General features: G+C 68.2%; 24 protein-coding genes. 14 read left to right on the top strand and 10 right to left on the bottom strand.

The window, feature by feature from the left end; genetic code table 11:
• Nucleotides 1-317 precede the first annotated feature (317 nt).
• Nucleotides 318-1,985, top strand: a complete 1,668-nt coding sequence (locus tag JF781_RS21690) for a nitrite/sulfite reductase (RefSeq protein ID WP_225329548.1) — start codon at nt 318-320, stop codon at nt 1,983-1,985.
• The gene (locus JF781_RS21695; protein ID WP_225329547.1) at nt 1,982-2,698 is read left to right on the top strand and encodes a sirohydrochlorin chelatase; all 717 of its coding nucleotides are present in this window, start codon (nt 1,982-1,984) and stop codon (nt 2,696-2,698) included. Before JF781_RS21690 ends, JF781_RS21695 begins: the two co-directional genes overlap by 4 nt.
• 34 nt (nt 2,699-2,732) lie before the next feature.
• On the opposite strand, the gene JF781_RS21700 is transcribed toward JF781_RS21695, so the two are convergent.
• Nucleotides 2,733-3,674, bottom strand: a complete 942-nt coding sequence (locus JF781_RS21700) for a LysR family transcriptional regulator (RefSeq protein WP_225329546.1) — start codon at nt 3,672-3,674, stop codon at nt 2,733-2,735.
• 224 nt (nt 3,675-3,898) lie between these two features.
• On the opposite strand from JF781_RS21700, the gene fdxA reads away from it, so the two are divergent.
• On the top strand, nt 3,899-4,225 hold the full coding sequence (fdxA, locus tag JF781_RS21705; RefSeq protein ID WP_225329545.1) for a ferredoxin: 327 nt from the start codon (nt 3,899-3,901) through the stop codon (nt 4,223-4,225).
• Between the two features lie 44 nt (nt 4,226-4,269).
• Nucleotides 4,270-5,544: an alpha/beta hydrolase gene (locus tag JF781_RS21710; RefSeq protein WP_225329544.1), complete on the top strand. Its 1,275-nt coding sequence runs from the start codon at nt 4,270-4,272 to the stop codon at nt 5,542-5,544.
• 19 nt (nt 5,545-5,563) lie between these two features.
• On the opposite strand, the gene JF781_RS21715 is transcribed toward JF781_RS21710, so the two are convergent.
• Nucleotides 5,564-5,998 carry a protease inhibitor I42 family protein gene (locus JF781_RS21715; RefSeq protein ID WP_225329543.1) on the bottom strand — a complete coding sequence of 145 codons (435 nt, stop codon included), beginning with the start codon at nt 5,996-5,998 and terminating at the stop codon, nt 5,564-5,566.
• Nucleotides 5,999-6,139: 141 nt separating this feature from the next.
• Here JF781_RS21715 and JF781_RS21720 point away from each other — a divergent pair, with 141 nt between their 5' ends.
• From JF781_RS21720 to JF781_RS21745, 6 genes are all read left to right on the top strand, one after another.
• On the top strand, nt 6,140-7,744 hold the full coding sequence (locus tag JF781_RS21720) for a Na+/H+ antiporter (RefSeq protein ID WP_225329542.1): 1,605 nt from the start codon (nt 6,140-6,142) through the stop codon (nt 7,742-7,744).
• Between the two features lie 34 nt (nt 7,745-7,778).
• Nucleotides 7,779-8,957: an AAA family ATPase gene (locus JF781_RS21725; protein ID WP_225329541.1), complete on the top strand. Its 1,179-nt coding sequence runs from the start codon at nt 7,779-7,781 to the stop codon at nt 8,955-8,957.
• Nucleotides 8,958-9,156: 199 nt separating this feature from the next.
• Entirely contained in the window at nt 9,157-9,789 is a 633-nt protein-coding gene (locus JF781_RS21730; protein ID WP_225329540.1) for a TetR/AcrR family transcriptional regulator, read from the top strand.
• Nucleotides 9,782-11,308, top strand: a complete 1,527-nt coding sequence (locus tag JF781_RS21735; protein WP_225329539.1) for an FAD-dependent monooxygenase — start codon at nt 9,782-9,784, stop codon at nt 11,306-11,308. Before JF781_RS21730 ends, JF781_RS21735 begins: the two co-directional genes overlap by 8 nt.
• A gap of 89 nt (nt 11,309-11,397) precedes the next feature.
• A complete protein-coding gene (locus tag JF781_RS21740) occupies nt 11,398-12,537 on the top strand; it encodes a glycosyltransferase (protein WP_225329538.1) in 1,140 nt (379 codons plus the stop codon).
• 56 nt (nt 12,538-12,593) lie between these two features.
• Nucleotides 12,594-13,442 (top strand): sulfurtransferase, encoded by an 849-nt coding sequence (locus JF781_RS21745; protein WP_225329537.1) that lies wholly within the window; start codon nt 12,594-12,596, stop codon nt 13,440-13,442.
• A gap of 1 nt (nt 13,443) precedes the next feature.
• Here the strand turns inward: JF781_RS21745 and JF781_RS21750 are convergent, their stop codons facing one another.
• A complete protein-coding gene (locus JF781_RS21750; RefSeq protein ID WP_225329536.1) occupies nt 13,444-14,700 on the bottom strand; it encodes a cytochrome P450 in 1,257 nt (418 codons plus the stop codon).
• Complete coding sequence (locus tag JF781_RS21755) at nt 14,697-15,266, bottom strand: TetR/AcrR family transcriptional regulator C-terminal domain-containing protein (RefSeq protein ID WP_225329535.1); 570 nt, start codon at nt 15,264-15,266, stop codon at nt 14,697-14,699. Before JF781_RS21755 ends, JF781_RS21750 begins: the two co-directional genes overlap by 4 nt.
• 98 nt (nt 15,267-15,364) lie before the next feature.
• Between JF781_RS21755 and JF781_RS21760 the strand changes: the two genes are divergently transcribed.
• Nucleotides 15,365-16,246 carry an LLM class F420-dependent oxidoreductase gene (locus JF781_RS21760; protein WP_225329534.1) on the top strand — a complete coding sequence of 294 codons (882 nt, stop codon included), beginning with the start codon at nt 15,365-15,367 and terminating at the stop codon, nt 16,244-16,246.
• Nucleotides 16,247-16,269: 23 nt separating this feature from the next.
• On the opposite strand, the gene JF781_RS21765 is transcribed toward JF781_RS21760, so the two are convergent.
• From JF781_RS21765 to JF781_RS21775, 3 genes are read right to left on the bottom strand one after another with little or no spacing between them, the layout of a single operon-like run.
• Nucleotides 16,270-16,683 carry an ArsI/CadI family heavy metal resistance metalloenzyme gene (locus tag JF781_RS21765; protein ID WP_225329533.1) on the bottom strand — a complete coding sequence of 138 codons (414 nt, stop codon included), beginning with the start codon at nt 16,681-16,683 and terminating at the stop codon, nt 16,270-16,272.
• 2 nt (nt 16,684-16,685) lie between these two features.
• Complete coding sequence (gene arsB / locus JF781_RS21770; protein ID WP_225329532.1) at nt 16,686-18,188, bottom strand: ACR3 family arsenite efflux transporter; 1,503 nt, start codon at nt 18,186-18,188, stop codon at nt 16,686-16,688.
• Nucleotides 18,176-18,532, bottom strand: coding sequence for a helix-turn-helix transcriptional regulator (locus JF781_RS21775; protein WP_225329531.1), 357 nt, complete (start codon nt 18,530-18,532; stop codon nt 18,176-18,178). Before JF781_RS21775 ends, arsB begins: the two co-directional genes overlap by 13 nt.
• A 74-nt stretch (nt 18,533-18,606) precedes the next feature.
• Here JF781_RS21775 and JF781_RS21780 point away from each other — a divergent pair, with 74 nt between their 5' ends.
• Nucleotides 18,607-19,119 carry a lipoprotein LpqH gene (locus tag JF781_RS21780; protein ID WP_225329530.1) on the top strand — a complete coding sequence of 171 codons (513 nt, stop codon included), beginning with the start codon at nt 18,607-18,609 and terminating at the stop codon, nt 19,117-19,119.
• Between the two features lie 44 nt (nt 19,120-19,163).
• Nucleotides 19,164-20,162 carry an alpha/beta fold hydrolase gene (locus tag JF781_RS21785; RefSeq protein ID WP_225329529.1) on the top strand — a complete coding sequence of 333 codons (999 nt, stop codon included), beginning with the start codon at nt 19,164-19,166 and terminating at the stop codon, nt 20,160-20,162.
• 98 nt (nt 20,163-20,260) lie between these two features.
• Here the strand turns inward: JF781_RS21785 and JF781_RS21790 are convergent, their stop codons facing one another.
• Both JF781_RS21790 and JF781_RS21795 read right to left on the bottom strand, forming a co-directional pair.
• Nucleotides 20,261-21,466 (bottom strand): cytochrome P450, encoded by a 1,206-nt coding sequence (locus tag JF781_RS21790; RefSeq protein ID WP_225329528.1) that lies wholly within the window; start codon nt 21,464-21,466, stop codon nt 20,261-20,263.
• A 37-nt stretch (nt 21,467-21,503) separates the two neighbouring features.
• Nucleotides 21,504-22,160, bottom strand: a complete 657-nt coding sequence (locus JF781_RS21795) for a TetR/AcrR family transcriptional regulator (protein WP_225329527.1) — start codon at nt 22,158-22,160, stop codon at nt 21,504-21,506.
• Nucleotides 22,161-22,356: 196 nt separating this feature from the next.
• Here JF781_RS21795 and JF781_RS21800 point away from each other — a divergent pair, with 196 nt between their 5' ends.
• On the top strand, nt 22,357-23,142 hold the full coding sequence (locus tag JF781_RS21800; protein WP_225329526.1) for a spirocyclase AveC family protein: 786 nt from the start codon (nt 22,357-22,359) through the stop codon (nt 23,140-23,142).
• A gap of 11 nt (nt 23,143-23,153) precedes the next feature.
• Here the strand turns inward: JF781_RS21800 and JF781_RS21805 are convergent, their stop codons facing one another.
• Nucleotides 23,154-24,128 (bottom strand): LLM class flavin-dependent oxidoreductase, encoded by a 975-nt coding sequence (locus tag JF781_RS21805; RefSeq protein ID WP_225329525.1) that lies wholly within the window; start codon nt 24,126-24,128, stop codon nt 23,154-23,156.
• Between the last annotated feature and the right edge of the window lie 44 nt (nt 24,129-24,172).

The raw sequence follows: 24,172 nt of genomic DNA on the forward strand, positions 1-24,172 counted from the left end.
GTCGGAGGAGCTCATAAGCGGCCACACTACTGCGAGTCCCATCGGTGCCGCGGCCAATCCCTCTGGCCGCCAAAGGCAAAGACGTGAAGCAGCGCACACAACCAGCGGTTGTGTCCCCACAACAATCGCACCTCTACTGACGCCGCCGTAGCTCGTGCACTATGGAAATCGCGACCCGTGGGTCCAATGACGAACCTGCGGGTGCCACAGACCCAACATCATCGCGATGCCCGGTAGCCACGAAGGCCCTGCCCGCCTCTGGCCGCCCGCCGCCAATCTGAGCCGCCGCGAGGAAGTTCGCGAAGGAGATACACCGCATGACCACCGCACGTCCCGTCAAGACCCGCAATGAGGGTCAGTGGGCGCTGGGGGATCGCGAGCCCCTCAACGACACCGAGAAGATCAAGAACGACGATGGGCCGCTGAACGTCCGCGACCGCATCATCAACGTCTACTCCAAGCAGGGTTTCGACAGCATCGACAAGTCCGACCTGCGCGGACGGTTCCGTTGGATGGGCCTCTACACCCAGCGCGAGCAGGGCTACGACGGCAGCTGGACCGGCGACGAGAACACCGACAAGATCGAAGCCAAGTACTTCATGATGCGGGTCCGCTCCGACGGCAAGGCGATGACCGCACACACAATGCGCACACTGGGCCAGATCTCGACCGAATTCGCCCGCGACACCGCCGACATCAGCGACCGGGAAAACCTGCAGTTGCACTGGGTCCGCATCGAGGACGTCCCCGAGATCTGGCGCCGCCTCGACTCCGTCGGGCTGCAGACCACCGAGGCGTGCGGCGACTGCCCGCGCGGCATTCACGGTTCGCCGCTGGCCGGCGACTCGCTCGACGAGGTGCTCGACCCGTCGTCCGCGATCGACGAGATCGTCCGCCGCTCGCTGAACAACCCCGAGTACGCGAACCTGCCGCGCAAGTACAAGACCGCGGTCTCCGGTTTGCAGGACGTCTCCCACGAGACGCATGACATCGCGTTCGTCGGCGTCCACCACCCCGAGCACGGCCCCGGCCTGGACCTGTGGGTGGGCGGCGGCCTGTCGACCAACCCGATGCTGGCCCAGCGGCTCGGCGTCTGGGTTCCGCTGGCCGAGGTGCCCGACGTCTGGGAGGCCGTCACCCAACTGTTCCGCGACTACGGCTATCGGCGGCTGCGCGCCAAGGCCCGCCTGAAGTTCCTGGTCAAGGACTGGGGCGTGGAAAAATTCCGCGACGTCCTGGAAACCGAATACCTCAACCGCAGGCTGATCGACGGCCCGGCCCCGACGCCGGTCAAGCACACCATCGACCACGTCGGGGTGCAGCGAATCAAGAACGGCCTCAACGCTATTGGCGTTGCGCCGATCGCCGGGCGCGTGTCGGGCAGCACCCTGTCGGCCGTGGCCGACCTGATGGAAAAGGCCGGCTCCGACCGGGCGCGGTGGACCCCGTTCCAAAAGCTGGTCATCCTCGACGTGGCCGACGACAAGGTCGACGAATTGGTCGCGGGCCTGGACGCGCTGGGGCTGCCGTCGCGACCGTCGTCGTGGCGCAAGAACACCATGGCGTGCACCGGAATTGAGTACTGCAAGCTGTCGTTCGCCGAAACCCGCGTTCGCACCCAGACTTTGGTGCCCGAGCTGGAACAGCGCCTGGCCGATGTCGAGTCCCGGCTGGACGCGCCGATCAGCGTGCATCTCAACGGCTGCCCGAACTCGTGCGCCCGAATCCAGGTCGCCGACATCGGGTTCAAGGGCCAGTGGATCGACGACGGCGACGGCAATTCGGTCGAGGGCTTCCAGGTGCATCTGGGCGGCGGCCTGGGCGAGCAGAGCGGCTTCGGCCGAAAACTGCGCCAGCACAAGGTCACCAGCGACGAGCTGGGTGACTACATCGACCGGGTGACCCGCAAATACCTCGAAAAGCGCGACGCTGGTGAGGCTTTCGCGTCCTGGGCGCTGCGCGCCGAGGAGGACGACCTGCGGTGAGCACCCTCGTCCTCACCGCGCACGGCAGCCGCGACCCAAGGTCGGGGGCCAACGCCGAAGCCGTGGCCGACCGGCTGCGGGGGATGCGGCCGGACCTCGACGTGCGGCTGGCGTTTCTCGAGCTCAACGCCCCGAACTTCGTGGACGTGCTGGCCGGGCTGCCGGACAGCCGCCGCGCCGTCGTCGCGCCGTTGCTGCTGGCCAGCGCCTACCACGCGCGCCTCGACATCCCCGAGCAGATCGCCCGCGCCGGGGCCCACGGGATACGGCAGGCCGACGTGCTCGGCGAGGACGACCGGCTGGTCACCGTCCTGCGCGAGCGCCTGACCGAGGTCGGGGTTTCCCCGCTCGACGACGACCTCGGGGTGATGGTGGTCGCGATCGGTTCGTCGAACCTGGCCGCCAATGCGCGCACCGCGAAGGTGGCGTCCCGACTGGCCGCCGGCACCCGATGGGCCGGCGCCACAACGGCGTTCGCCACCCGGCCCGAGGCGTCGGTGGCCCGGGCCGCCGACCAGCTGCGCCGCCGCGGCGCGCGCCGGCTGGTGATCGCGCCATGGTTCTTGGCGCCGGGATTCATCACCGACGGCGTGTCAACCTTCGCCCGCGACAACGGCATTCGGATGGCCACCCCGCTGGGCGCGCACCGGCTGGTGGCCGAGACCGTGCTCGACCGCTACGACGAGGTGCTGGCCGCCGACGCCGCGGCCTGAGCGCTCCCGGCCCCTTCCCTTCCCGCCGAGCGTCCTATGCCGTTGCGCGGCTGATGATGTGACTCAACAGGTCGCGGATCGCCCCGGGCGGCGGGGTACGCCCGCCGACCCAGATGGCCCGAAACTTGCGGCGCAGATCCAGCTTGGGGATGTGGACCGCGTGCAGACGGCCGACCGCCAGGTCGTCGGCCACCGCCAGCCGGCTCATGGCCGCCGGGCCCGCGCCGGCCAGGACGGCGGCGCGCATCGCCGCCGACGACGTCAACTCCAGCACGGGTGCGGCTTGCTGCGTGTCCTCGCCGAGCACCTGGCGCAGCGCCGCCGCCAGCGAATCGCGGATGCCGGAATGGAGTTCGCGAGACACCAACGGCGTCTGCGCGAGCTCACGCGCGGTCACGATCCGCGACCGTCGGGCCCACTTGTGGTCCGGCGGGACGACGATCACCAACTCGTCCTCCCCCACCACGCAGCTACCCAAACCCTTTGGTGTGCCCGGGTTCTCGACGAACCCGAGATCGGCGGTCCCGTCGCGCACCGAGGCGATGGCGTGGTCACTGTTGGTGGCGGTCAAAATGACCTGCGGCGCGGTTTCGCCGCGCCGCGCCGCATCGGCCTGTAGGGACAGCAGCCAGTGCGGCATGAGCTGTTCGGAGATCGTCTGGCTGGCCGACACCCTGATGCGTTCGCGGCCCTCTTTGCGCAGCGAGCCCAGGCCGGCGTCGATCTCGTGGGCGACGTCGAGCAGGCGGGTCGCCCAGTCCGCGACGATCAGGCCCGCGGGCGTCAGCTGCGAGCCGCGCGTGGTCCGGACGGCCAGGGTGACGCCGATCTGGGCCTCCATGGTGGCCAGGCGCCGCGATATCGCCTGCTGGGTCAGTCCCAGCTCGCGCGCGGCCCGGCCGAGGCTGCCGGTCTCGGCGATCGCCAAAAACGCCTCGAACGAGGACAGTTCGGGCAGCCGAGGGCTGAGTGGCATGGTGCGGCGCTCACAATCAAATCGTGTGACCACAACTATAGCTTGTGACACCACAACGCCAAACCTCTACTCACGCCCCGCGCGGACCGGAAGCATGGGGACATTGCCGCCTCGAAAGGGCCGGTGAGCCGCGCGGATGCCGCCGCGCTAAATTAGCCAGCCTGACCGAGTTGCTGCGGCCCGCAGCCGGCCGACCCCGCTAGCCAGACGGAAGGACAACATTCGTGGCCTACGTGATCGCCGAACCCTGCGTCGACATCAAAGACAAGGCATGCATCGAGGAATGCCCGGTCGACTGCATCTACGAGGGCGCCCGGATGCTCTACATCCACCCCGACGAGTGCGTGGACTGCGGCGCCTGCGAGCCGGTGTGCCCGGTCGAGTCCATCTTCTACGAAGACGACCTGCCCGACGAGCACAGCGGATACCTGCAGATCAACGCCGACTTCTTCACCGAGCTCGGCTCGCCCGGCGGAGCCGCGAAGGTCGGCCTGACCGAGAACGACCCCGCCCCGGTGAAGAACCTGGAGAGCAGGGCCGAGGCGTCGTAGCCCGCTAATCCGACACGAACCCACACGTTTCGTAAGGTGAGGCAATGCGGACAGCTCGAATCATCCACCTCACCCGGCAAATAGGGTCGCTGGCGGTCACCGCGGCGACGGCGGCGTCCACCCTCAATGCCTACCGCCCCCTGGCGCGCGGCGGCTACCCGTCGCTGTACTCCTGGATGATCGGGCTCGTCGTCACCGAGTTGCCGCTGCAGACGTTGGTGAGCCAGCTCGGCGGGCTGGCCCTGACGGCACGCCGCCTGACGCGGCCCGTGCGGATAACGGCCTGGTTGGTCGCCGGGCTCTCGGCGCTCGGCTTGCTGAACCTGAGCCGCGCGGGCCATCGCGCCAACGTGCCGCTGACCGAGGCGTTGGACAGCGGGCTGGGAGCCGACCGGCTCACCGAATCGGCCAGCCTGTGGCGCCGGCCGAGCGGCAGCGGCACCGCCAAGACGCCGGGACTGCTACGGATGCTGCGGATCTACCGCGACTACGCCCACGACTCCAACATCAGCTACGGCGAATTCGGCGGCGCCAACCACCTCGATATCTGGCGGCGCCCCGATCTCGACCCGGCCGGCAAGGCCCCGGTGCTCTTCCAGATCCCCGGCGGCGCCTGGACGACGGGAAACAAACGCGGACAAGCGCATCCGTTGATGAGCCACCTTGCCGAGCTGGGCTGGATCTGCGTGGCGATCAACTACCGGCACAGCCCGCGCAACACCTGGCCCGACCACATCGTCGACGTCAAGCGCGCCCTCGCCTGGGTCAAACAACACATCGCCGAATACGGCGGCGACCCCGACTTCATCGTCATCACCGGCGGCTCGGCCGGCGGCCACCTCTCGTCGCTGGCCGCGCTCACGCCCAACGACCCGCAATTCCAGCCGGGCTTCGAGGACGTCGATACCCGCGTGCAGGCGGCCGTGCCGTTCTACGGCATCTACGACTTCACCCGATTCGACAAGACGCTGCACCCGATGATGCCGGGGCTGCTGATCAAGTCGATCATCAAGCAAAAGCCCTCGACGCACCTACAGACGTTCGAAGCCGCGTCGCCAGTCAACCACGTCAACGCCGACGCTCCCCCGTTCTTCGTGCTGCACGGCCGCAACGACTCGCTGGCCTACGTCGAACAGGCGCGCACGTTCGTCGAAAAGCTGCGCCAAGCCAGCGCGCAGCCGGTGCTCTACGCCGAATTGCCTTTCACGCAACACGCTTTCGACATTTTCGGCTCGGTCCGCGCCGCGCATACCGCGGTGGCCGTCGAGCAATTCCTCGCCGAAATCTACGCGCGCCAACGCCAGGTCGCCGTCGCGTAACCGCTACCGCCGCAAGGACTTACCGCACGGTCACGGTGAGGGTGTACACGCACCCCGGTTTGGCGTCCTTGTCCACAAAGCTGTTGTACGTCGCGACGATGGTGGTGGTCCCCGGCCGCATGGCCGCGAACGTCCACGTCTCGGTGCCCGGCGCCCCCAAGGCGTCAGAGGCCGGCGGCACGAACTCGTGACTGAGCTGCCTGACGATCGCGGAATCGCCGATCTTGGTGTCGGGCGTCCACCGGTAGGGCGTGGTGTAGTTCGAACCCAACTCCACGACCAACGTGTTGCCGACGTCCAAGGTGATGCTCTGGCTGATCTCGCTCTGCGTCAGCACCTCGGTCATGGGGACCTGGAGGGTTTTGGTCGACGGCGGATTCCGGGACGCGAAGTGGCAGCCCACCACCGACGACAACATGAGCACGGCGACTGTTGCCAGCAGCCTCACCTTCACCAGATCCCCCTTCAAGTCCGCTCCGGAGCCTAATAGGTCTGACCCAGACCGAAGATAGGCGCCGACGCCGTCGCGCGTGACCCCGACGGGTCGACATTGGGTCGCGCGGCCGCCCACCGTCTCATCCGGCAGGATGGGCTGGTGTTTGGCCTCGAACTGATCGTCGCCCTGGTCTCCACCGTCATCGTGGGGACGGTCATCGGTCGGCGCTATCGCGTGGGTCCCCCGGTGCTGCTCATCCTGATGGGCGTGTTGCTGGGTCTGGTCCCCCATTTCGGTCACGTGCGGGTCAACGGCGAGATCGTGTTGCTGCTGTTTCTCCCCGCGATCCTGTACTGGGAGGGCCTGAACACCAGCTTCCGCGAGATCCGGGCGAACGCGCGCATCATCGTGTTCCTCAGCGTCGCCCTGGTGATCGCCACCGCGGTCGCGGTGTCGTGGACGGCCCGGGCGTTGGGCATGAATCCGCACGCGGCGGGCGTGCTGGGCGCGGTGTTGTCGCCCACCGACGCGGCGGCGGTGGCCGGTCTCGCGAAGAAGCTGCCACGGCGGTCGCTGACCGTGCTGAAGGCCGAGAGTCTCATCAACGACGGCACCGCCCTGGTCTTGTTCGCCGTCAGCGTCCACGTCGCGATCGGCGGGGCCGCGATCAGCCCGCCCGAGGTGACCGCCCGGTTCATCGGCTCCTACCTCGGCGGCATCGCCGCCGGACTGCTGGTCGGCGGCGCGGTCACCCTGCTGCGCAAGCGAATCGACGCGCCCCAGGAGGAGGGGGCGTTGAGCCTGGTGACGCCGTTCGCAGCGTTCTTGCTCGCCCAATCGATGGACTGCAGCGGGGTGGTCGCGGTGATGGTGTCGGCGCTCGTGCTGGCCTACGCCGGACCCGTGGTGATCCGCGCGCGCTCGCGGCTGCAGTCCTCGGCCTTCTGGGACATCGCGACCTTCCTGCTCAACGGCTCGCTATGGGTCTTCGTCGGCGTCCAGATCCCGGGCGCGCTGCGCGGCATCGCCGGCGTCGACGGCGGCGTTCGCCACGCCCTGTTCGTCGCGCTGGTGGTCACCGCCGTCGTGATCGTGTCCCGCATCTTCTGGGGCGAGATCACCACGCTGCTGATCCGGCTCATCGACCGCCGCCAAGCGCAACGCGAACGTCGGGTCAACTGGCGCCAGCGGTTCGTCACCGTCTGGGCGGGATTCCGTGGGGCCGTATCGCTGGCCGCCGCGGTCGCCGTGCCGATGACCACCCTCAACGGCGCGCCGTTCCCGGACCGCAGCCTGCTGATCTTCATCGTGACCGTCGTCATTTTGGTGACCGTCCTGGTCCAGGGCAGCACCCTGCCGGCCGTGGTCCGATGGGCGAAAATGCCCGAGGACGCCACCCACGCCGAGGAACTGCAACTCGCGCGTTGCCGGGGGTCCCAGGCCGCCCTCGCCGCCCTGCCGACGGTCGCCGACGAGGTCGGCATCAGCGACGACCTGCGCCGGCGGCTGCAAAAGGAGTACGAGGAGAAGGCCGCGCTGGTGCTGGCCACCGAGGACGGTTCGCCAGACCACCGCATCCTCAAGGGCCGCGAGAAGGTCCGACAGGTGCGTTTGGGCGTGCTCGAACACAAGCGCCGCGAAATCACCGCGCTGCGCAACCAGAACCTGATCGACGACATCGTGCTGCGCGAGCTGCAGAACGAGATGGACCTCGAGGAAGTGCAACTCCTCGCCGCCGCGGCCGACGAGGACGAGGACGAATAGGGGCCCGTCGGTGGCCGACCGTACAGTCGGCCGCATGCTGCAGACCGTCGCCATCCGCGGATATCGCTCGCTGCGCGAGGTGATCCTGCCGCTGGGCCGGCTGTCGGTGATCACCGGCGCCAACGGGTCCGGCAAGTCGTCGCTGTACCGCGCGCTGCGACTGCTGGCCGACTGCGGGCGCGGCGAGGTGATCGGGTCGCTCGCCCGCGAGGGCGGGCTGCAATCGGTGCTGTGGGCGGGCCCCGAGCAGTTGGCCGGCGCGCGACGCACCGGCAAAACCGAGGGCACCATGCGTACCCGTCCCGTGTCTCTCGAAATGGGCTTCGCCGCAGACGATTTCGGCTATCTAGTGGATCTGGGCATCCCGCAGTCCGCCGGAAAGTCGGTGTTCGCCCGCGACCCGGAGATCAAACGGGAGCTGTTGTTCGCCGGCCCGGTGCTGCGGCCGAGCACGACGCTGGTGCGCCGGTCTCGGGGGTTCGCCGAGGCCCGCGCGGACTCCGGTGGTGGTTTCGACGAGTTGTCCCGATCGCTGCCGTCGTATCACAGCGTGCTCGCCGAATACGCCCACCCGCACGCGCTTCCCGAGCTCGCGGCCGTGCGAGAACGGCTGCGCGGGTGGCGGTTCTACGACGGCTTCCGGGTCGACGACGGGGCGCCCGCGCGGCACCCGCAGGTCGGCACCCGCACCCCGGTGCTCTCCGACGACGGCAGCGATCTCGCGGCGGCGATCCAGACGATCCTCGAATCGGGGTTCGACGACCTCAGCCGCGCGGTCGCCGAGGCGTTCGACGGCGCCACCATCTCGGTGGCCATCCACGACGGATTGTTCGACGTCCAGCTGCGACAGCGCGGCATGCTGCGCGCGTTGCGCGCGGCCGAATTATCCGATGGCACACTGCGTTTCCTGCTGTGGGCCGCCGCGCTGCTCAGCCCGCAACCGCCCTCGCTGATGGTGCTCAACGAGCCGGAGACCTCGCTGCACCCGGACCTGGTGGCGCCGCTGGCGTCGCTGATCCGCACCACCGCCGCCAAGTCCCAGGTGGTGGTGGTCACCCACTCCCGCTCCCTGCTGGAGTTCCTGGACGCCGTGCCGCTGAGCGAAGACTCCGACGGAGCCCTCGAGATCGAGCTGTACAAGGACTGGGGCGAAACACGCATCAGCGGCCAGACCCTGATCACCACGCCGCGCTGGGATTGGGGCGCGCGCTAGGCGGTCTCGGCTCCTGCGGTGAATGTCCGCTCGCCTTCGCGGCGAGTGTGAATCCTGGGCGTTGCGAGTGAATCCTTGTCGGCCTTTCACGGCGTGTCGCCGCCGTGGCTTCACTCCGGAAGCCCTCAGCGCACACTCAAAGCAAATTGCCTGTCGGGCAATATTGCCTACCGGGCAGGTTTTGCGTACGGTGGCACCTATGTCCGGACTGCGCGAGCGAAAAAAAGCCGACACCCGTCGCGCGCTCAGCGATGCCGCCCTGCGCCTGGCTTTCGAGCGCGGACTGGACAACGTGACGCGCGAAGACGTCGCCAACCTGGCCGGCGTCTCACTGCGCACGTTCAACAACTACTTCAGCGGCAAATACGAGGCGCTGGCCTACCGGCAAGCCGAACGCCTGCGCCGCAGCATCGCATTGCTGCGCGAGCGCCCCGCCGACGAGCCACTGTGGACGGCGATCACCCACGCCGTGCTGGAGCCGCTGGAGGACGACTTCGGCGACGTGTACGGCGACGAGAACCGGGCGCCCAGCCGCCAGGAACTCGTCGAGGTGCGAAAGCTGCTCATGCAGCCACAGGTTCGAAACTCCGTGCCGCAGCAGCTTTTCGACGAATTCCTCCACGTCATCGCCGAACGCACCGGCACGGACCCGAAGCATGATCTGTACCCGCGATTGGTCATGGCCGTCGTGCGGGCCGTCGGCGACGCCGCGGCGGACGCCTATGCGTGGGCCGATCCCCCGGTGGCGATCACCGCGCTGATCCGGTCGGGCTTCGCCGACGTCGAGGCGGGGCTACCGGAACCCACCAGAAAGAAGGCAGCTCATGGCTGACGAACACGCCGACGTCGTCATCGCCGGCGCCGGCCCCAACGGGCTGATGCTGGCCTGCGAGCTGGCCTTGGCCGGTGTCAGGCCCGTCGTGCTGGACGTCCTCCCCGGGCCCAGCTCCGAACCGAAGGCCAACGGCCTTGTCGGACAAGTCGTTCGGATGCTCGACATGCGCGGGATGTATCAGGACTTCACCGGTGACGAGGGGCCGCCCCAGCCCAGCCCGGGATGGATGTTCGCGGCCATGCCGCTGGTCTTCTCCGAGGGCCACGACAACCCGATGTACGCGATGCTCATGCCCCAGCCCCGGCTCGTGCGGCTGCTCGAGAAGCGGGCCCGCGACCTCGGGGTGGATGTGCGCTGGGGCCATGGACTCGTCGGGATCGTGCCGGGGCCGGAATCCGTTGCGCTGCACGTCTCGTCACCCGAAAGCGACTACGCCATCTACGCGGGTTACGCCGTCGGCGCGGACGGCGGGCGCAGCCTGGTGCGCAAGTCCCTGGGCATCAACTTTCCCGGCACCACCTCAGAGATGGTCGGTCGGCTGGCCCACGTGCACATTCCCGACGAGTACCGCCGCCCGGACATCGCCAGCATCGAGGTTCCGGGATTCGGTCCGCTTCGCTTCGGGCACAGTCGCTTTGACCGGGGCGGGATGATCTATGCCGAGTTCGAGCAGGGTCGTGCGCTGCTCGGGACCATCGAATTCGGCCCGCCGGTCGATGAGGTGCCGATGAGTCTGGCCGAGCTGCGCGAGAGCGCTCGCCGCGTGCTGGGTGTCGACGTTCCGTTCGAGGCGCCGAAAGGTCCTGGGCCGCATGCCCTTCGGCGCATCAACGGGCAGAACACTCGGCACGCCGAACGCTACCGCGACGGCCGGGTCCTGCTGCTCGGCGACGCCGCGCACGTGCACAGCGCGATGGGCGGTCCGGGGCTGAACCTGGGGCTGCAGGACACCGTGAACCTGGGCTGGAAGCTGGCCGCCGAGATCAATGGCACGGCGCCGCCCGGATTGCTCGACACCTACCAGTCCGAGCGCCATCCGGTCGGTCAGCGCGTCATGATGCATTCGCTGTCCCAGATCGCGCTCATGGCGCCGGGGCCCGAAGTCGCCGCGCTGCGAACGTTGTTGGGCGAGCTCTTCACCTTCCCGGACACGCAACGGCACATGGCGGCGCTGCTCGCCGGCTCCGACGTGCGGTACGACGTGGGCGACGACCACCCGCTGTCGGGCCGCCTCGTGCCGGATCTGACCCTCGATGACGGCCGACGGGTGGCCGAAGTTCTCCACGATGGCCGGCCGGTCCTGCTCGACCTCGGCGGCGGCTTCGCGAACGCGGCGGGTGGCTGGGCCGGCCGCGTCGACGTCGTCGCCGCGAGCGCCGCCGAGCCACCCGCCGCGGCGCTGCTGATCCGGCCGGACGGCTATGTGGCATGGGCGGCCGACGAGTTCGGGGCGGCGCACGCAGAGGCCCTGCGCGCGGCGTTGCGCCGCTGGTTCGGGCCGCCGGCGACCGGATAGCGCCGCGCGCAAGCGAAATTCACAGACTGTTCAGGTGGGCGTCGGGTCGGCATTGGTGAGTGCACACGCGCACCGCGTGTCCTCGCCTAATGCGCGTTGTACAGGTCGCCAATTTCTACGGCCCTCGCTCCGGTGGCCTGCGCACCGCGATCGACCGGCTGGGCGCCGAATATTGCGCCCACGGTCACGAGGTCTTCTTGATCGTTCCCGGCCAGCGCACCGGGCGCGTCCAGCTGTACACCGGCGTGGTGCGAATCACCCTGCCCGCCCGGCTGATTCCCTTCACCGGCGGCTACCGTGCGGTGATGCCGGGACCCGTCAAGGCCCTGCTGGCGGCGCTGCGACCCGACGCGCTGGAGGTGTCGGACCGGCTCACGCTGCGGTCGCTGGGCCGGTGGGGACGCGATCACGGCGCCACGACGCTGATGATCTCCCATGAACGCCTGGATCGCCTTGTGGGCCAAATCCTTCCGCGCCGGGCCGCGCGGAAGTTCGCCGACGTGGCCAACGCTCGCACCGCCGCGAACTACGACACCGTGGTGTGCACCACCGGTTTCGCGCGCGAGGAATTCGACCGGATCGGCGCCGGCAACACCGTCACCGTCCCGCTGGGCGTGGATCTGCAGACGTTCCATCCGCGCCACCACTCGTACCTGGTGCGCCGGCGCTGGGCGGCGCCGACACAGCTGCTGCTGGTCCACTGCGGCCGGCTGTCGGTGGAAAAGCGCGTCGACCGCAGCATCGACGCGCTCGGCGCGTTGCGCCACGCCGGCGTCGACGCGCGGCTCGTGGTGGTGGGCGAGGGCCCATTGCGGGCCCGGCTGCAGCGCCAGGCCACGCGGCTACCGGTCGATTTCACCGGTTTCATCTCCGATCGCCACGTCGTGGCGCAACTGCTGGCCTCGGCCGATGTGACGCTGGCCCCGGGACCGCACGAAACCTTCGGGCTGGCGGCGCTGGAGTCGCTGGCGTGCGGAACACCGGCCGTCGTCTCGCACACGTCGGCGCTGAGCGAGATCATCACGCCGGACAGCGGCGCGTCGGCCGACAACGACCCGGCCGCCATCGCACAAGCGGTCAGCGCCATCGCTGGCCGGCCCGAACGGCAACGCCGCATGTCCGCGCGGCGTCGCGCCGAGGACTTCACCTGGCATCGGGCCGCGACCGGCATGCTGGCATCGATGGGTGCGCCGGCCTTTGACGGCGGCGCCTCCGAACGGACCGCCTAGCCGCCCACCGTGCCATTCGGCTGGCTAGTCTCGATAGAGACGACAAGGAGGAGCCGGTGCAAGCACGCGATCGGGTGTTGATCACCGCCGACGAGTTGGCCGGCATCATCGAGGCCGGCGACCCGGTGAGCGTCCTGGACGTGCGGTGGAGGATCGACGAACCCGACGGGCGCGCGGCCTACCTGGACGGCCACATTCCGGGGGCGGTGTATGTCTCGCTCGAGGACGAGCTCAGCGACCACTCGATCTCCGGCCGCGGCCGCCATCCCCTGCCGTCCGGACGCGACGTGGAGGCCGCCGCGCGTCGCTGGGGGATCCGGCAGGACGCGCCGGTCGTGACCTACGACGACTGGAACCGCGCCGGTTCCGCGCGCGCATGGTGGGTGCTGAGCGCGGCCGGACTGCAAAACGTCCGCATCCTCGACGGCGGCTTGGCCGCGTGGCGCTCGGCCGGCTACGGTCTCGAGGCCGGACCCATCGAACCGCCGACCGGCAATGTGACTGTGCCGCACGGTGATTTGTACGCCGGGAGCCGTCCCACGCTGACGGCCGAGCGGGTGGCCGAGGGCACCGTGACGCTGCTCGATGTGCGAGCGCCGGAGCGCTACCGCGGTGACGTGGAACCCCTCGACGCCGCCGCGGGACACATCCCCGGCGCGAAGAACCTTCCCAGTGTCGCAGTCTTGGGGGCCGATGGCACGTTCCTCGGCGACGATGCGGTTGCGCGACTGTTGTCCGATCGCGGGATCGAGCGTCACGACACGGTGGGCGCCTACTGCGGCTCGGGTGTCACCGCCACGGTCGCGATCGCGGCGCTCGCCGCGATGGGGCGGGAGGCGACCTTGTATCCGGGGTCGTGGTCGGAGTGGAGTTCGGATCCGTCCCGTCCGGTGGAGCGCGGCTGAATCACGTTGTGCACGGCAGCCTTTTGATGCCGTGGAAGAACGACGAGCGCAGCCGGTCGGGCGGTCCGGTGACGGCCAGGCCGGCCACGTTCGGATAGAGCTCTTCGAGCATGACGCGCAGCTCGAGCCGGGCCAGTTGCGCGCCGAGGCAGAAGTGCACTCCCCCGCCCCCGAATGCGGCGTGTCCGGCGTCGGGGCGGGTGATGTCGAACTGGTCCGCCCGGTCGAAGACGTCCTCGTCGCGGTTGGCGGACAGGTAGTGCATCAGCACCCAGTCGCCGGAAGGGATTCGCTGCCCGCGGATCTCGACGTCACGGGTCACGGTGCGCCGGAAGTGCATCACCGGGGTCGCCCAGCGCAACAGCTCTTCCACCGCGGGCTTGATCGCCGCGGGGTCGCGGGCGAGCAGCGCCTGTTGCTCGGGGTGCTCGGCGAGCGCCAAGATGCCGTGGCTCAGCGTGTTGCGGGTCGTTTCGTTGCCGGCGATCGCCAGCAACAGGAAGAACTCGTTGAGCTGGTCCCGGTTGAGCTTTTCGCCGTCGACCTCCGCGGCGAGCAGCGCCGACAAGATGTCGTCGGTGAGGCCGTGCTTGCGCCGATGCTCCACCAATTCCCCGCAGTAGTCGAACATTTCGGCGGCGGCCCGGCCCAGCGCCTCCGGCGTGGGGGCGTAGTCGGGATCTTCGATGCCCAGGCTGCCGATGGCGTTGCTCCAGCGGAAGACCTCCATCCGGTCCTCGGCGGGAACGCCGAGCACGTCGGCGATCACTTGCAGCGACATCTCGGCGGAAATGTCTGTCACGGCGTCGAATTCGCCCTTATCGATGATGGTGTCGACGATGTCGCGGGCCACGAGCCGCATCCGCGGCTCCAGCCGCTGCACGTTGCGCACGGTGAAGCCCTGGTTGATCAGCTTGCGAAAGTGGATATGACGCGGCGGATCGATGCCGGGCAGCATCGCCGAGTTGGGGCCGGCCTCGGCCTCCACCAGTGTGTTGCCCTTGCTGCTGCTGAAGGTGTCGGTATCGCGGCTGACCAGGCGCACGTCGGCGTGTTTGGTCAACAGCCACGCCCTGGGCAACCCGGGCAGCTGCACCGGGTGCACCGGCGAGCTGGTCCGCAGCCTCGTCATCGCGTCGTACGGGGCGCCGGTGACAAAGGTGTCGGGGTCCAGCACGGCGGCCGCGTCGCGGTCAGCCGCGGTGTCCAGGTTCTGTGGGACCAGGGATTTCACCAGCGTGGGTTTGGCAATGCTCATCGCCGCTCCGTTCCTTCTTGTAGCGAGGCCCTGATTCCGGCGACGATTACCTCGAGGCCCGCACGAAAGTGGTTGGCGGCCTGGCGCTTTCCGCGCTGCCCGGGCCGCGTCTCCTGCAGGCCCACCGAGCCCAGCAGATAGGTGTACAACACCGAATGGGCCGCCGCCGCAACCGGTTTGGTCAGGCCCGCCTCGGCGAGCAGCGATCGGCTGAGCGTGTCGAGCCGACAGGCCGACTCGCCGCCGCCGGTTTGCAGGACGCCCGCGATGCCGGGCACCGACAGGATGACTTCGCGGGCGGCGCAGTAGAGCTCGGCCAGCCGGGTGTCCCACGGCCCCGTCTCGATGACCGGGATGTCGGCCAGCACCGATTCGGCGAGCAGATCCAGGCAGGCCTGCTTGCCCGGCACGTGGTAATACACCGAGGGCACCGCGGCGCCGAGCTCGGCCGCCAACTCGCGCATCGTCACGCCCTGCACGCCGACGCGGCAGGCCAAATCCCGCAGGGACGCCACCACGCGCGCGCGGTCGAGTTCCCCATAAGGTCGGCGCACCGCGGCCGTCATCGCGACCCTCGCTTACTCGCAGCGGGCGGTCGACTCGTGCCAGATTCGAGCACTGTTAGAATCTACCCCGGTATGAATCATCCTGGGAAGAGCCCGTTATGACCGGCCGGCCGGCCAAACTGTCGGTGGCCACCCCGGTCGTGACGATGTTCCCCCAGAGCAGCGGCGACTGGGAAAAGAACGCGACCATCGAGGACCTGGCGCAGATCGCCGAGGCCGCCGATCGGCTCGGCTACCACCACCTGACCTGTAGCGAGCACGTTGCGCTGCCCGCGGCCGAGACGGACCGCCGCGGCACCCGCTATTGGGACCCGCTGGCGACCTTCGGCTACCTTGCCGCGCGCACGCGACGAATTCGGTTGGCCACCAACGTGCTGGTGCTCGGCTACCACCACCCGCTCGAGATCGCCAAACGCTACGGCACCTTGGACCAGGTCAGCGGCGGCAGGGTGATCCTGGGGGTCGGCGTGGGCAGCCTCAAAGCCGAGTTCGATCTGCTCGGCGCGCCGTTCGACGACCGCGGCCGGCGCGCCGACGACGCCCTGCGGGCCCTGCGCGCCGCACTGTCGGCACCCGAACCCGAATACCACGGCGAGTTCTACTCCTTCGGCGGCATGGTCGTCGATCCCTGCGCGACGCAGGACCACGTCCCCATCTGGATCGGCGGGCAAACGCTGCGATCGCTGCGCCGCGCCGCCACCCTGGCCGACGGGTGGGCACCCTTCAACGTGAACCTGCGCCAGGCGCGAGACTGGCTGAGCCGCTTCGAGTTCAGCCCCGGTTTCGACGTCGTCCTGCCGCCTCCCGCGCTGCTGGACCCGATCGGCGAGCCGGAACGGACCCGCGACCTCGTCGGCGAGACCGCCGCGCACGGCGCGACCATCGTCAGCGCCGCGTTCCGCCACACCTCGCTGCCGCATTACCTGGAGAACCTGCAGGCCCTCGCCGAACTCCACCCCCCGTCCGGCGGCGCCACGTAGGACCCGCTGACCACCATCGGCGCCTACGAGGCGCAGCAGGTGGGCTGCGATTCGTCGGCGGGCCCGAACGTCTCGGAATCGGCCTTCACGGTGTAGATCTCCCAGCGCTCACCGCCCGGTCCGCTCACCCACACCTTGTCTTGGGTGGCGTAGCAACAGGTCGAGTCGATCTCTTCGTCGGTGAGCAGACCCGTCTCTGCGAGCCGCCTGTTCTCGGCGAGCACGGCGTCGCTGGAGGCGACCTCGACCCCGAGATGGTTGAGGGTGCCGCCGTCGCCGGCGTTTTCCAGCAACACCAGTTTGAGCGGCGGGTCGGCAACGACGAAGTTGGCGTAGCCGGGCTTGACCTTGGCCGGCTCGACGTCAAAAAGCTTGCTGTAGAACGTGATCGCCTCGTCGAGGTTGTCGACGTTGAGGGCCAGTTGGATGCGCGACATGGTTACCGTCCTTTCGTGGCGGGTACATCGATCGTCATCGCGATCCCGAGCAGCTCCCGAATGAGGGCATGCACATGCTCGGCGATGTCCTCACGGATGGCCCGCACCGTCTCGACCGGCTGGCCGGCGGGATCGCGCAGGGGCCAATCGCGGTACGAGACGCCTGGGAAGAACGGACAGGTATCACCGCAGCCCATGGTGATCACCACGTCACTCGTCCGCACCACGTCGGCGTCAAGTGCTTTCGGGACGTCGGTGATATCGATGCCCCATTCGGCCATCACGGCCACCGCCGCGGGGTTGATCTGATCGGCGGGTTCGGTTCCGGCGGAACGGACCTCGATGCGGTCGCCGGCCAGCTGGTGCAGCAGCGCGGCGGCCATCTGGGAACGACCGGCGTTATGCACGCAGACGAACAGAACGCTGGGCCTGTCGCCCGACGAGGAACTGCCGGCACCGAAGAGCCGCGGGCGCAAAGCCAGCGAAACGTAAACGAGGGCGACCAGGATCGGAACTTCGATCAGGGGTCCGACCACGCCGGCCAGGGCCTGACCCGAGGCGGCGCCGTAGGTCGCGATCGCCACCGCGATCGCGAGCTCAAAGTTGTTGCCGGCGGCGGTGAACGCCAGGGTTGTGGTGCGCGCATAGCCGAGCCGCAGCAGCACCCCCAGCGCATATCCGCCCGCCCACATGATCGCGAAATACGCCAGCAGCGGCACCGCGATTCGGGCGACATCCCAAGGCCGGGAGGTGATTTGGTGGCCCTGCAGCGCGAAGAGAATGACGATGGTGAACAGCAACCCATACAACGCCCAGGGCCCGATCCGGGGCAGGAAGCGGCCCTCGTACCAACCGCGGCCCCTGGTGCGTTCGCCCAGACGGCGCGACAGGTACCCGGCCAGCAGCGGCAGCCCCAGGAAGATGAGCACCGATTTCGCGATCTGCCAGGCAGACACGTCGATTCCGGTGGTGCTCAGACCCAACCACCCCGGCAGCACCGACAGATAGAACCAGCCCAGGGCGGCGAACATGACGACCTGGAAGATCGAGTTCAGCGCGACCAGGACGGCGGCGCCTTCGCGGTCACCGCGGGCGAGGTCGTTCCAGATGATGACCATGGCGATGCAGCGTGCCAGCCCCACGATGATCAGCCCGGTCCGGTACTCCGGTAGATCCGGCAGCAGGAGCCAGGCGAGCGCGAACATGACCGCGGGTCCAACCAGCCAGTTCAGCGCCAGCGATGTCACCATCAATTTGCGATCCGCGGTCACGGTGTCCAGCTGGTCGTACCGCACTTTGGCCAGGACCGGGTACATCATCACCAGCAGCCCGATCGCGATCGGCAAGGAGATCCCGTCGACCTGAACGGCGCTCACGGCTTTTCCCAGGCCCGGGACAAGCCGGCCCAGCAGCAGGCCGACCACCATCGCCATCGCGATCCATCCCGGCAGGAAGCGATCCAACGTCGATAGCCGCGCGCTTACCGGTTGGCTCATGACCCGCATCCCGCGGCCGACAGGGCGTCAACATGCAACACCGACGAAAGTTGTTGCAACGCTTCGGGGACCACCCAGTAGTACACCCACGTGCCGCGTCGTTCGCAATCCAAAAGCCCCGCAGACCGCAGCGTCTTCAGGTGATGGGAGATCGTCGGCTGCGACACGTCGAACGTCGGGGAGATCTCGCAAACACAGGCCTGACCGCGCGGGTGGCTGGCGACCAGACTCAACAGTCGCAATCGCACCGGATCGCTGAGCGCCTTGAACATCGCCGCCAGCTGCGCGGCTTGCGGCTCGGCCAGGGCGGCCGCCCCCAGCGCGGGGCAACACTCCTTGGTTTGATTCGGCATTGGTCTATATAAACACGTATCGAATCAGGATGCCAGGTTCTATAGTCCTCATGACCGTCTAACGGAGGACCGATATGACAAACCTTCAGCGGTGGATCGTTCGTGCGGCTGCCGCGCTCGGTGCGCTCGCACTGGGGGCGAGTCTGCCGGCCTGTTCCGGCAAGGAAAGTCACCCGGCCGCTCCCACAAGTTCGACTCCGGCCTTGACGAGCACGACCGTCATGATCGACGGGAACAAGCACACGCTCATCGCCGCGGTCGACTGCACAAGCTCGGCGGCCCAACCGAATGCGTCGCCACCGGAATCGGGAGACCTCACGACCCGCATCAGCGTGCGCGACGACGCGGCGTCGGTGTCCCTGGCCGTCTCGGACGAACGGCCCCCCACCGTGGACGGCTTCGCGATTTCGCTCAAGCTCGACAATGGCAAGTATCAGCTGCCCTATCAGGGAACTAATTCGCCGACGCAGGTGCAGGCGACCAAGGACGGTAAGAGCTACACGATCACCGGCACGGGCCAGGCGACCACGCCCGGGCAAAGCGGTGTGCGCGACGTGAGATTCGGCATCCACGTGACATGCCCTTAGTCGTCGCGGTTGTTTGCCGCGACGTCCTCTGAGAGGCTGACAGCTTGGACATCTTCGCGCAGTGGCAAAACGGCGGCACCGAACTTCGCTGGCGGTCGACCACCGCGGCCAACGATGCCAGAGAAGTCGCGATTTTCAGCCGCCGTTGCGGCACCCCGGGCGCGCCCGCGCTAGTGCTGGTGCACGGCTTTCCGACGTCGAGCATCGACTACTTCGCCCTGACGGCCGAGCTCGCCGCGGAGTTCGACATCTACCTGCTCGACTTTCCCGGCTACGGGCTCTCCGACAAACCGCCCGCGCCGTACGTGTACTCGCTCTACGACGACGCGCGGCTGCTGGTCTACGCCATCACCGAGGTGTGGCAACTCACCGGCTACCGCATGCTCACCCACGACCGCGGCAGCAGCGTCGGCATGATCGCGCTGGGCATGCTGGCGGCCCTTGATCCGCCGGCGGTGCCCGCCGACCTGATCGTGACGAATGCCAATATCTACCTTCCGCTTTCGAATCTGACCGCGTTCCAGACCGCGCTGCTCGATCCCGGGACCGGGCGCGCCACCGCGGCGGCGACGACGCCGGAGATGCTGGCGGCCGGGATGGGCGCCAGCACGTTCATGCCGCGACGGACATTGGACGATCCGGAAATCGCCGCCTTGGCCAAGTGCTTCGCCCACAACGACGGAATCCGCGTGCTGCCCGACACCATCCAATACCTCAACGAGCGCGCCGCCGACGAAACAGGTTGGCTGGAAACGCTTTCCACGAGCGATGTCAACACCACCGTGGTGTGGGGCGTGCACGACAATGTGGCACCGTTGCGGGTTCCCAACCACGTGTGGCTGACGTATTTGAAGAACAAGCCGGGCCGCAACCGCTATTGGCTGGTGCCGGGCGCCGACCACTATCTGCAGTGCGACGCCCCGAGGCAGCTGGCGCAGATCGTGCGCGTCACCGCCCAGGGCGACGACATTCCGTTGCAGACATTGGGAAACCGGCCCGACGGCGCGGTGCTGGTCGACCAGAGCGACCAGAGCGCGCCCTAGCGGGTCACTACCCTAGCCCCGCCCAGCGTGACGCCACAGTCACGTTCGGCGCCGAGCGTGACTGCACAGTCACGCTGGCGCGCGAAACGGGCCGAAAGTCATCCCGTCACGACGGGCAGGCGCGCCCACCCACGCACACTCGCGGTGTGCGCGCGCTCGGCGTTGGCGTAGTCGACCTCCCAGTCCGGCCAGCGTTTGAGGACCTCTTCGAATGCCACCCGCGCCTCCATCCGGGCCAGCGCCGAGCCCAGGCAGAAGTGCAGGCCCTGCCCAAAGCTGAGGTGGCCGCCCGCCTGCCGGTGGATGTCGTAGCGGTCCGGATCGGCGAACCGCCGCGGGTCACGGTTGGCGGAACCGTTGAGCAGCAACATGAATGAGCCCTCGGGGACGACGCGTCCGTACTGCTCGGCATCGCGGGCCACGTAGCGCGCCTGGACCGGCGACGGGGGTTCGAAGCGCAGCGTCTCCTCGATCGCGCCCGGGATCAGGGACGGGTCGGCGACGAGCTCGCGGCGCTGCTCGGGGTGATCCGACAGCAGCTGTCCCATGAAACCGATGAGCCGGGCGGTCGTCTCGTTCCCGGCGCCGGCGATCATGGCGGTGTAGGCCAGCACCTCGGTGCGCGACAGCGGGCGCCGGGTCCCGTCGGGCTCGTCGATCTCGGCCCGCAGCAGCTCCGTCATCAGGTCGTCGGAGGGATGACTGGCCCGCCACTCGATGTACTCGGCGAACAGGGCAATGGAATTCGCGAAAACGTTCGCATCGACCGCAGCGGGGTCGCTGTCCTTCGACAATTCGATGTTGGCGACGCTGCGGTCGCGGATCTTTTCCTGATCGGCCTCGGGGATGCCCAGCAGGTAGCCGATGGTCCGCATCGGCATCATCGCCCCGAGATCGGCGATGAAGTCGAACCTCCCGGCGCCGACCAGCGGGTCCAGCTCGCGGACACAGAATCCGCGCACCAGATCCTCCACGGCCAGCATCCGCCGGGGCGTGAAAACACGCGAGAGCAGGCGCCGATGCAGATCGTGCAGCGGAGGATCTTCGAACAGCAGAATCCCCGGCGGCACTTCGATATTGGCGAACAAGATATCGGCGGTGGTGCCCCGGCCGGATCGGTAGGTCTGCCAGTTCGGCAATTCGCGCGCCACGTCGTCGTAGCGGCTCAGCGCGTAGAAGTTGTACTTCTCGTTGTAATACAACGGCGCTTCTTCGCGCATCCGCTTCCACACCGGATAGGGGTTGTCATCGATCGCGGAGTCGAAGGGATCGTAGTACAACTCGATCGCGCTCGTGTCTGTCATGAACTAATTCCTCTGAGTAGAGCGGTCTTTGGAGAGCTCAGCCGTTCCTGTGCAGGAAGCCGTGCAAGATGGCCTGGATCAGTTCGTCGACGATGGTCTCCCTCGACGGCGGCTCGGCCCCGAAGTAGGTCGACCGCAACGCCGCCATGCCGGCGATCATCGCGACCGTCGAATGGGCGGGCAGGTCGGGATGGTCGGAGCGCAGCCCGCGCAGGTGCATGCCCTCGGCGCTGATCTGACCGAGCGCCGTGACCGCCTGCCGGATCTCGGCGATGCCGGCGTCGGCCTTTTCCTCCTCGGACAGCGCCTCGGAAGCCATCAGGGTCAGCAGCAGACCCTGATGTTCGACGAACACGTCGTAGAGCTGCCCCACGAAACGACGCGCCAGCTCCTCCTCGTCGGTCTCCTCCGGGACGACCGACTGCCAGGTCTGGCGAAATTCCTCGACGAAATCGGTGAAGGGCAGGACGAGCGCCTCACGAAACAACGCCGCCTTGGAGCCGAAGTGGCGAAACAACAGGTGCTCGGTAACCCCTGCGGCCTGGGCGATTTCACGCGTCGTCGTGCTGCGGTAGTCCTGGCGGGCGAAGCGGGCCCGGGCGGTGTCGAGCAACAGCTGGCGCGGAGCGCCGCGGGGCCGGCGCACCGAGGCCGACGCCGCACTGCGTTTCGTGGTGGACGGCCGCTGGGCCACGTCGCTGCCTCCTCACCCGATGGTTGACTGTCTTTAGGATAGTGTGCACTATCTAACGAGTCGAGCTCGAATCGGAAGGGGTTGCGACTGTGGGCGCCGTCATCATGCTGGGCACGCTGTTCGGCTTGATCGTTGTGATCTTCGGGCTGGTGCTGCGCTTCGACCCCCAGGCACGCCGCAGCCAAGGACGCGACCAGTGAGCTCCCAGATGACACCGGTGATGCAGGCGGCCAGCGACTTCGCGCTCGTCGGGGGCATCACGTTCACCGCCCTGGGGATCTATCTGAGCGTTCGTCAGCGGCGCGTGCACCCCCTTCTGCTGCTGTGCATCTCGGCGATGTCGTTCTCGTGGATCGAGGCCCCCTACGACTGGGCGATGTACGCGCAGTTCCCGCCTGCCATCCCCCGGATGCCGTCGTGGTGGCCGCTGAACATGACGTGGGGTGGGCTGCCGCTGTTCGTCCCCGTCGGCTACGTCTCCTACTTCGTGCTGCCGGCCGTGACCGGCGCGGCGCTGGGGCGATGGGTGGCCGCCCGGTTCGACTGGCGCAGGCCCCAAACGCTCTTGGTGGTCGGCCTTGTCGTCGGCTTCTGCTGGGCGCTGTTCTTCAACGGGTTCCTGGGCGCCAAACTCGGCGTGTTCTATTACGGCCGCGTGATTCCCGGGCTCTCGATCCGCGAGGGCACCCTGCACCAGTACCCGCTCTACGACTCGCTGGCGATGGGCATCCAGATGATGCTCTTCACCTACCTGCTGGGCCGCACCGACGCCCAAGGGCGCAACGTCATCGAGATGTGGGCGCAGAACCGGGCGAAGAACCGCGTCGCCTCGTCGATCCTGTCCGTCGTCGCGGTGGTGGTCATCGGAAACGTCCTCTACGGCGCCGTTTTCGCGCCCCACCTGGTGACGAAGCTGGGCGGCTGGGTGACCACCGAGCCGCCCGGCCAGCTGTTCCCGGGCGTCCCGAACCAACCGCGCTAGCCGCCGAAAAATTACGACAGAGCCTCGGGCAGCACGACCTCGCCCACCCGCTTGAGATAGGTCCACGCGATGTCCGGGGACAGCCCGCCGCACAGCGGCGACAGGTTGAGCACCTGACCGGCCTTCACCCGCGAAATCGCCTCGGGGACAGAGATGATCACGTGCGACGTGCCGGTCTCGCGCAGCTCGTCGACGGTGTTCACGTGCGAGAAGCCGGCCGTCGTCTCGTCGCCGGGGTTCCACGCGGCATAGGTTTTCACGTCGTGCAGCAGGTGATCGCCGATCTCTTTCCACGCCTGATCGACGTCTTCGGCGACGAACACGACGGAAGGGGTGTTGCGGTCGGGAAACATCGTCGGGCCCGGCGTGTGGCCGTGCTCGCGGCAGGCCTCCTCGTAGGCCTCCCGGATGCCCGGCGCGTTGGCGTTGCCCAGCATGCCCAGGCCGTACCTGCCGGCCCGGCGGGCCGCCGCCAGGGTTCCCCCACCCCACATCAGGCCGGGGCCCCCGGGGGTCAGCGGGCGCGGCGTGACCGTGATCCGCCGCCCGTCTTCGACCACGGTTTCACCGGCGAGCAGTCGCCGCAGCAGCGCGAGTTTCTCGTCGCAGAGGCGACCGCGCTTCTTGATGGGCACGCCGAAGTGCTCGAACTCCTCGGGCCGGTAGCCCAGGGCCAAAATGTATGACGCCCGGCCGTTGCTGATGATGTCGAGGACCGCCATGTCCTCGGCGAGGCGCACGGTTTCGTAGAACGGAAGGATCAAAATCAGGCTCAGCGCCAGGCGCTGCGTTCGCGCCGCCACCGCCGAGGCCAGCAAGAACGGCGAGGGCAGGTAGCCGTCCTCGGAGCCGTGGTGCTCACACAGCACGGCGGCGAGACCGCCGTGCTCCTCGGCCCAGGCGGCCATTTCGGGCGCCGCGGCGTACAGATCTGTTGGGGCCGCGGCCCATTCGGGATCGCGCATGTCGAAGCGCAGTGTGTACACGGCAGACTCCTAGGTGGCCTAATCTTGGTGATGCACGTTACACC

The organism is Mycobacterium sp. WUMAC-067, assembly GCF_020217485.1.
In the GTDB taxonomy this organism is placed as follows: Bacteria; Actinomycetota; Actinomycetes; order Mycobacteriales; family Mycobacteriaceae; genus Mycobacterium.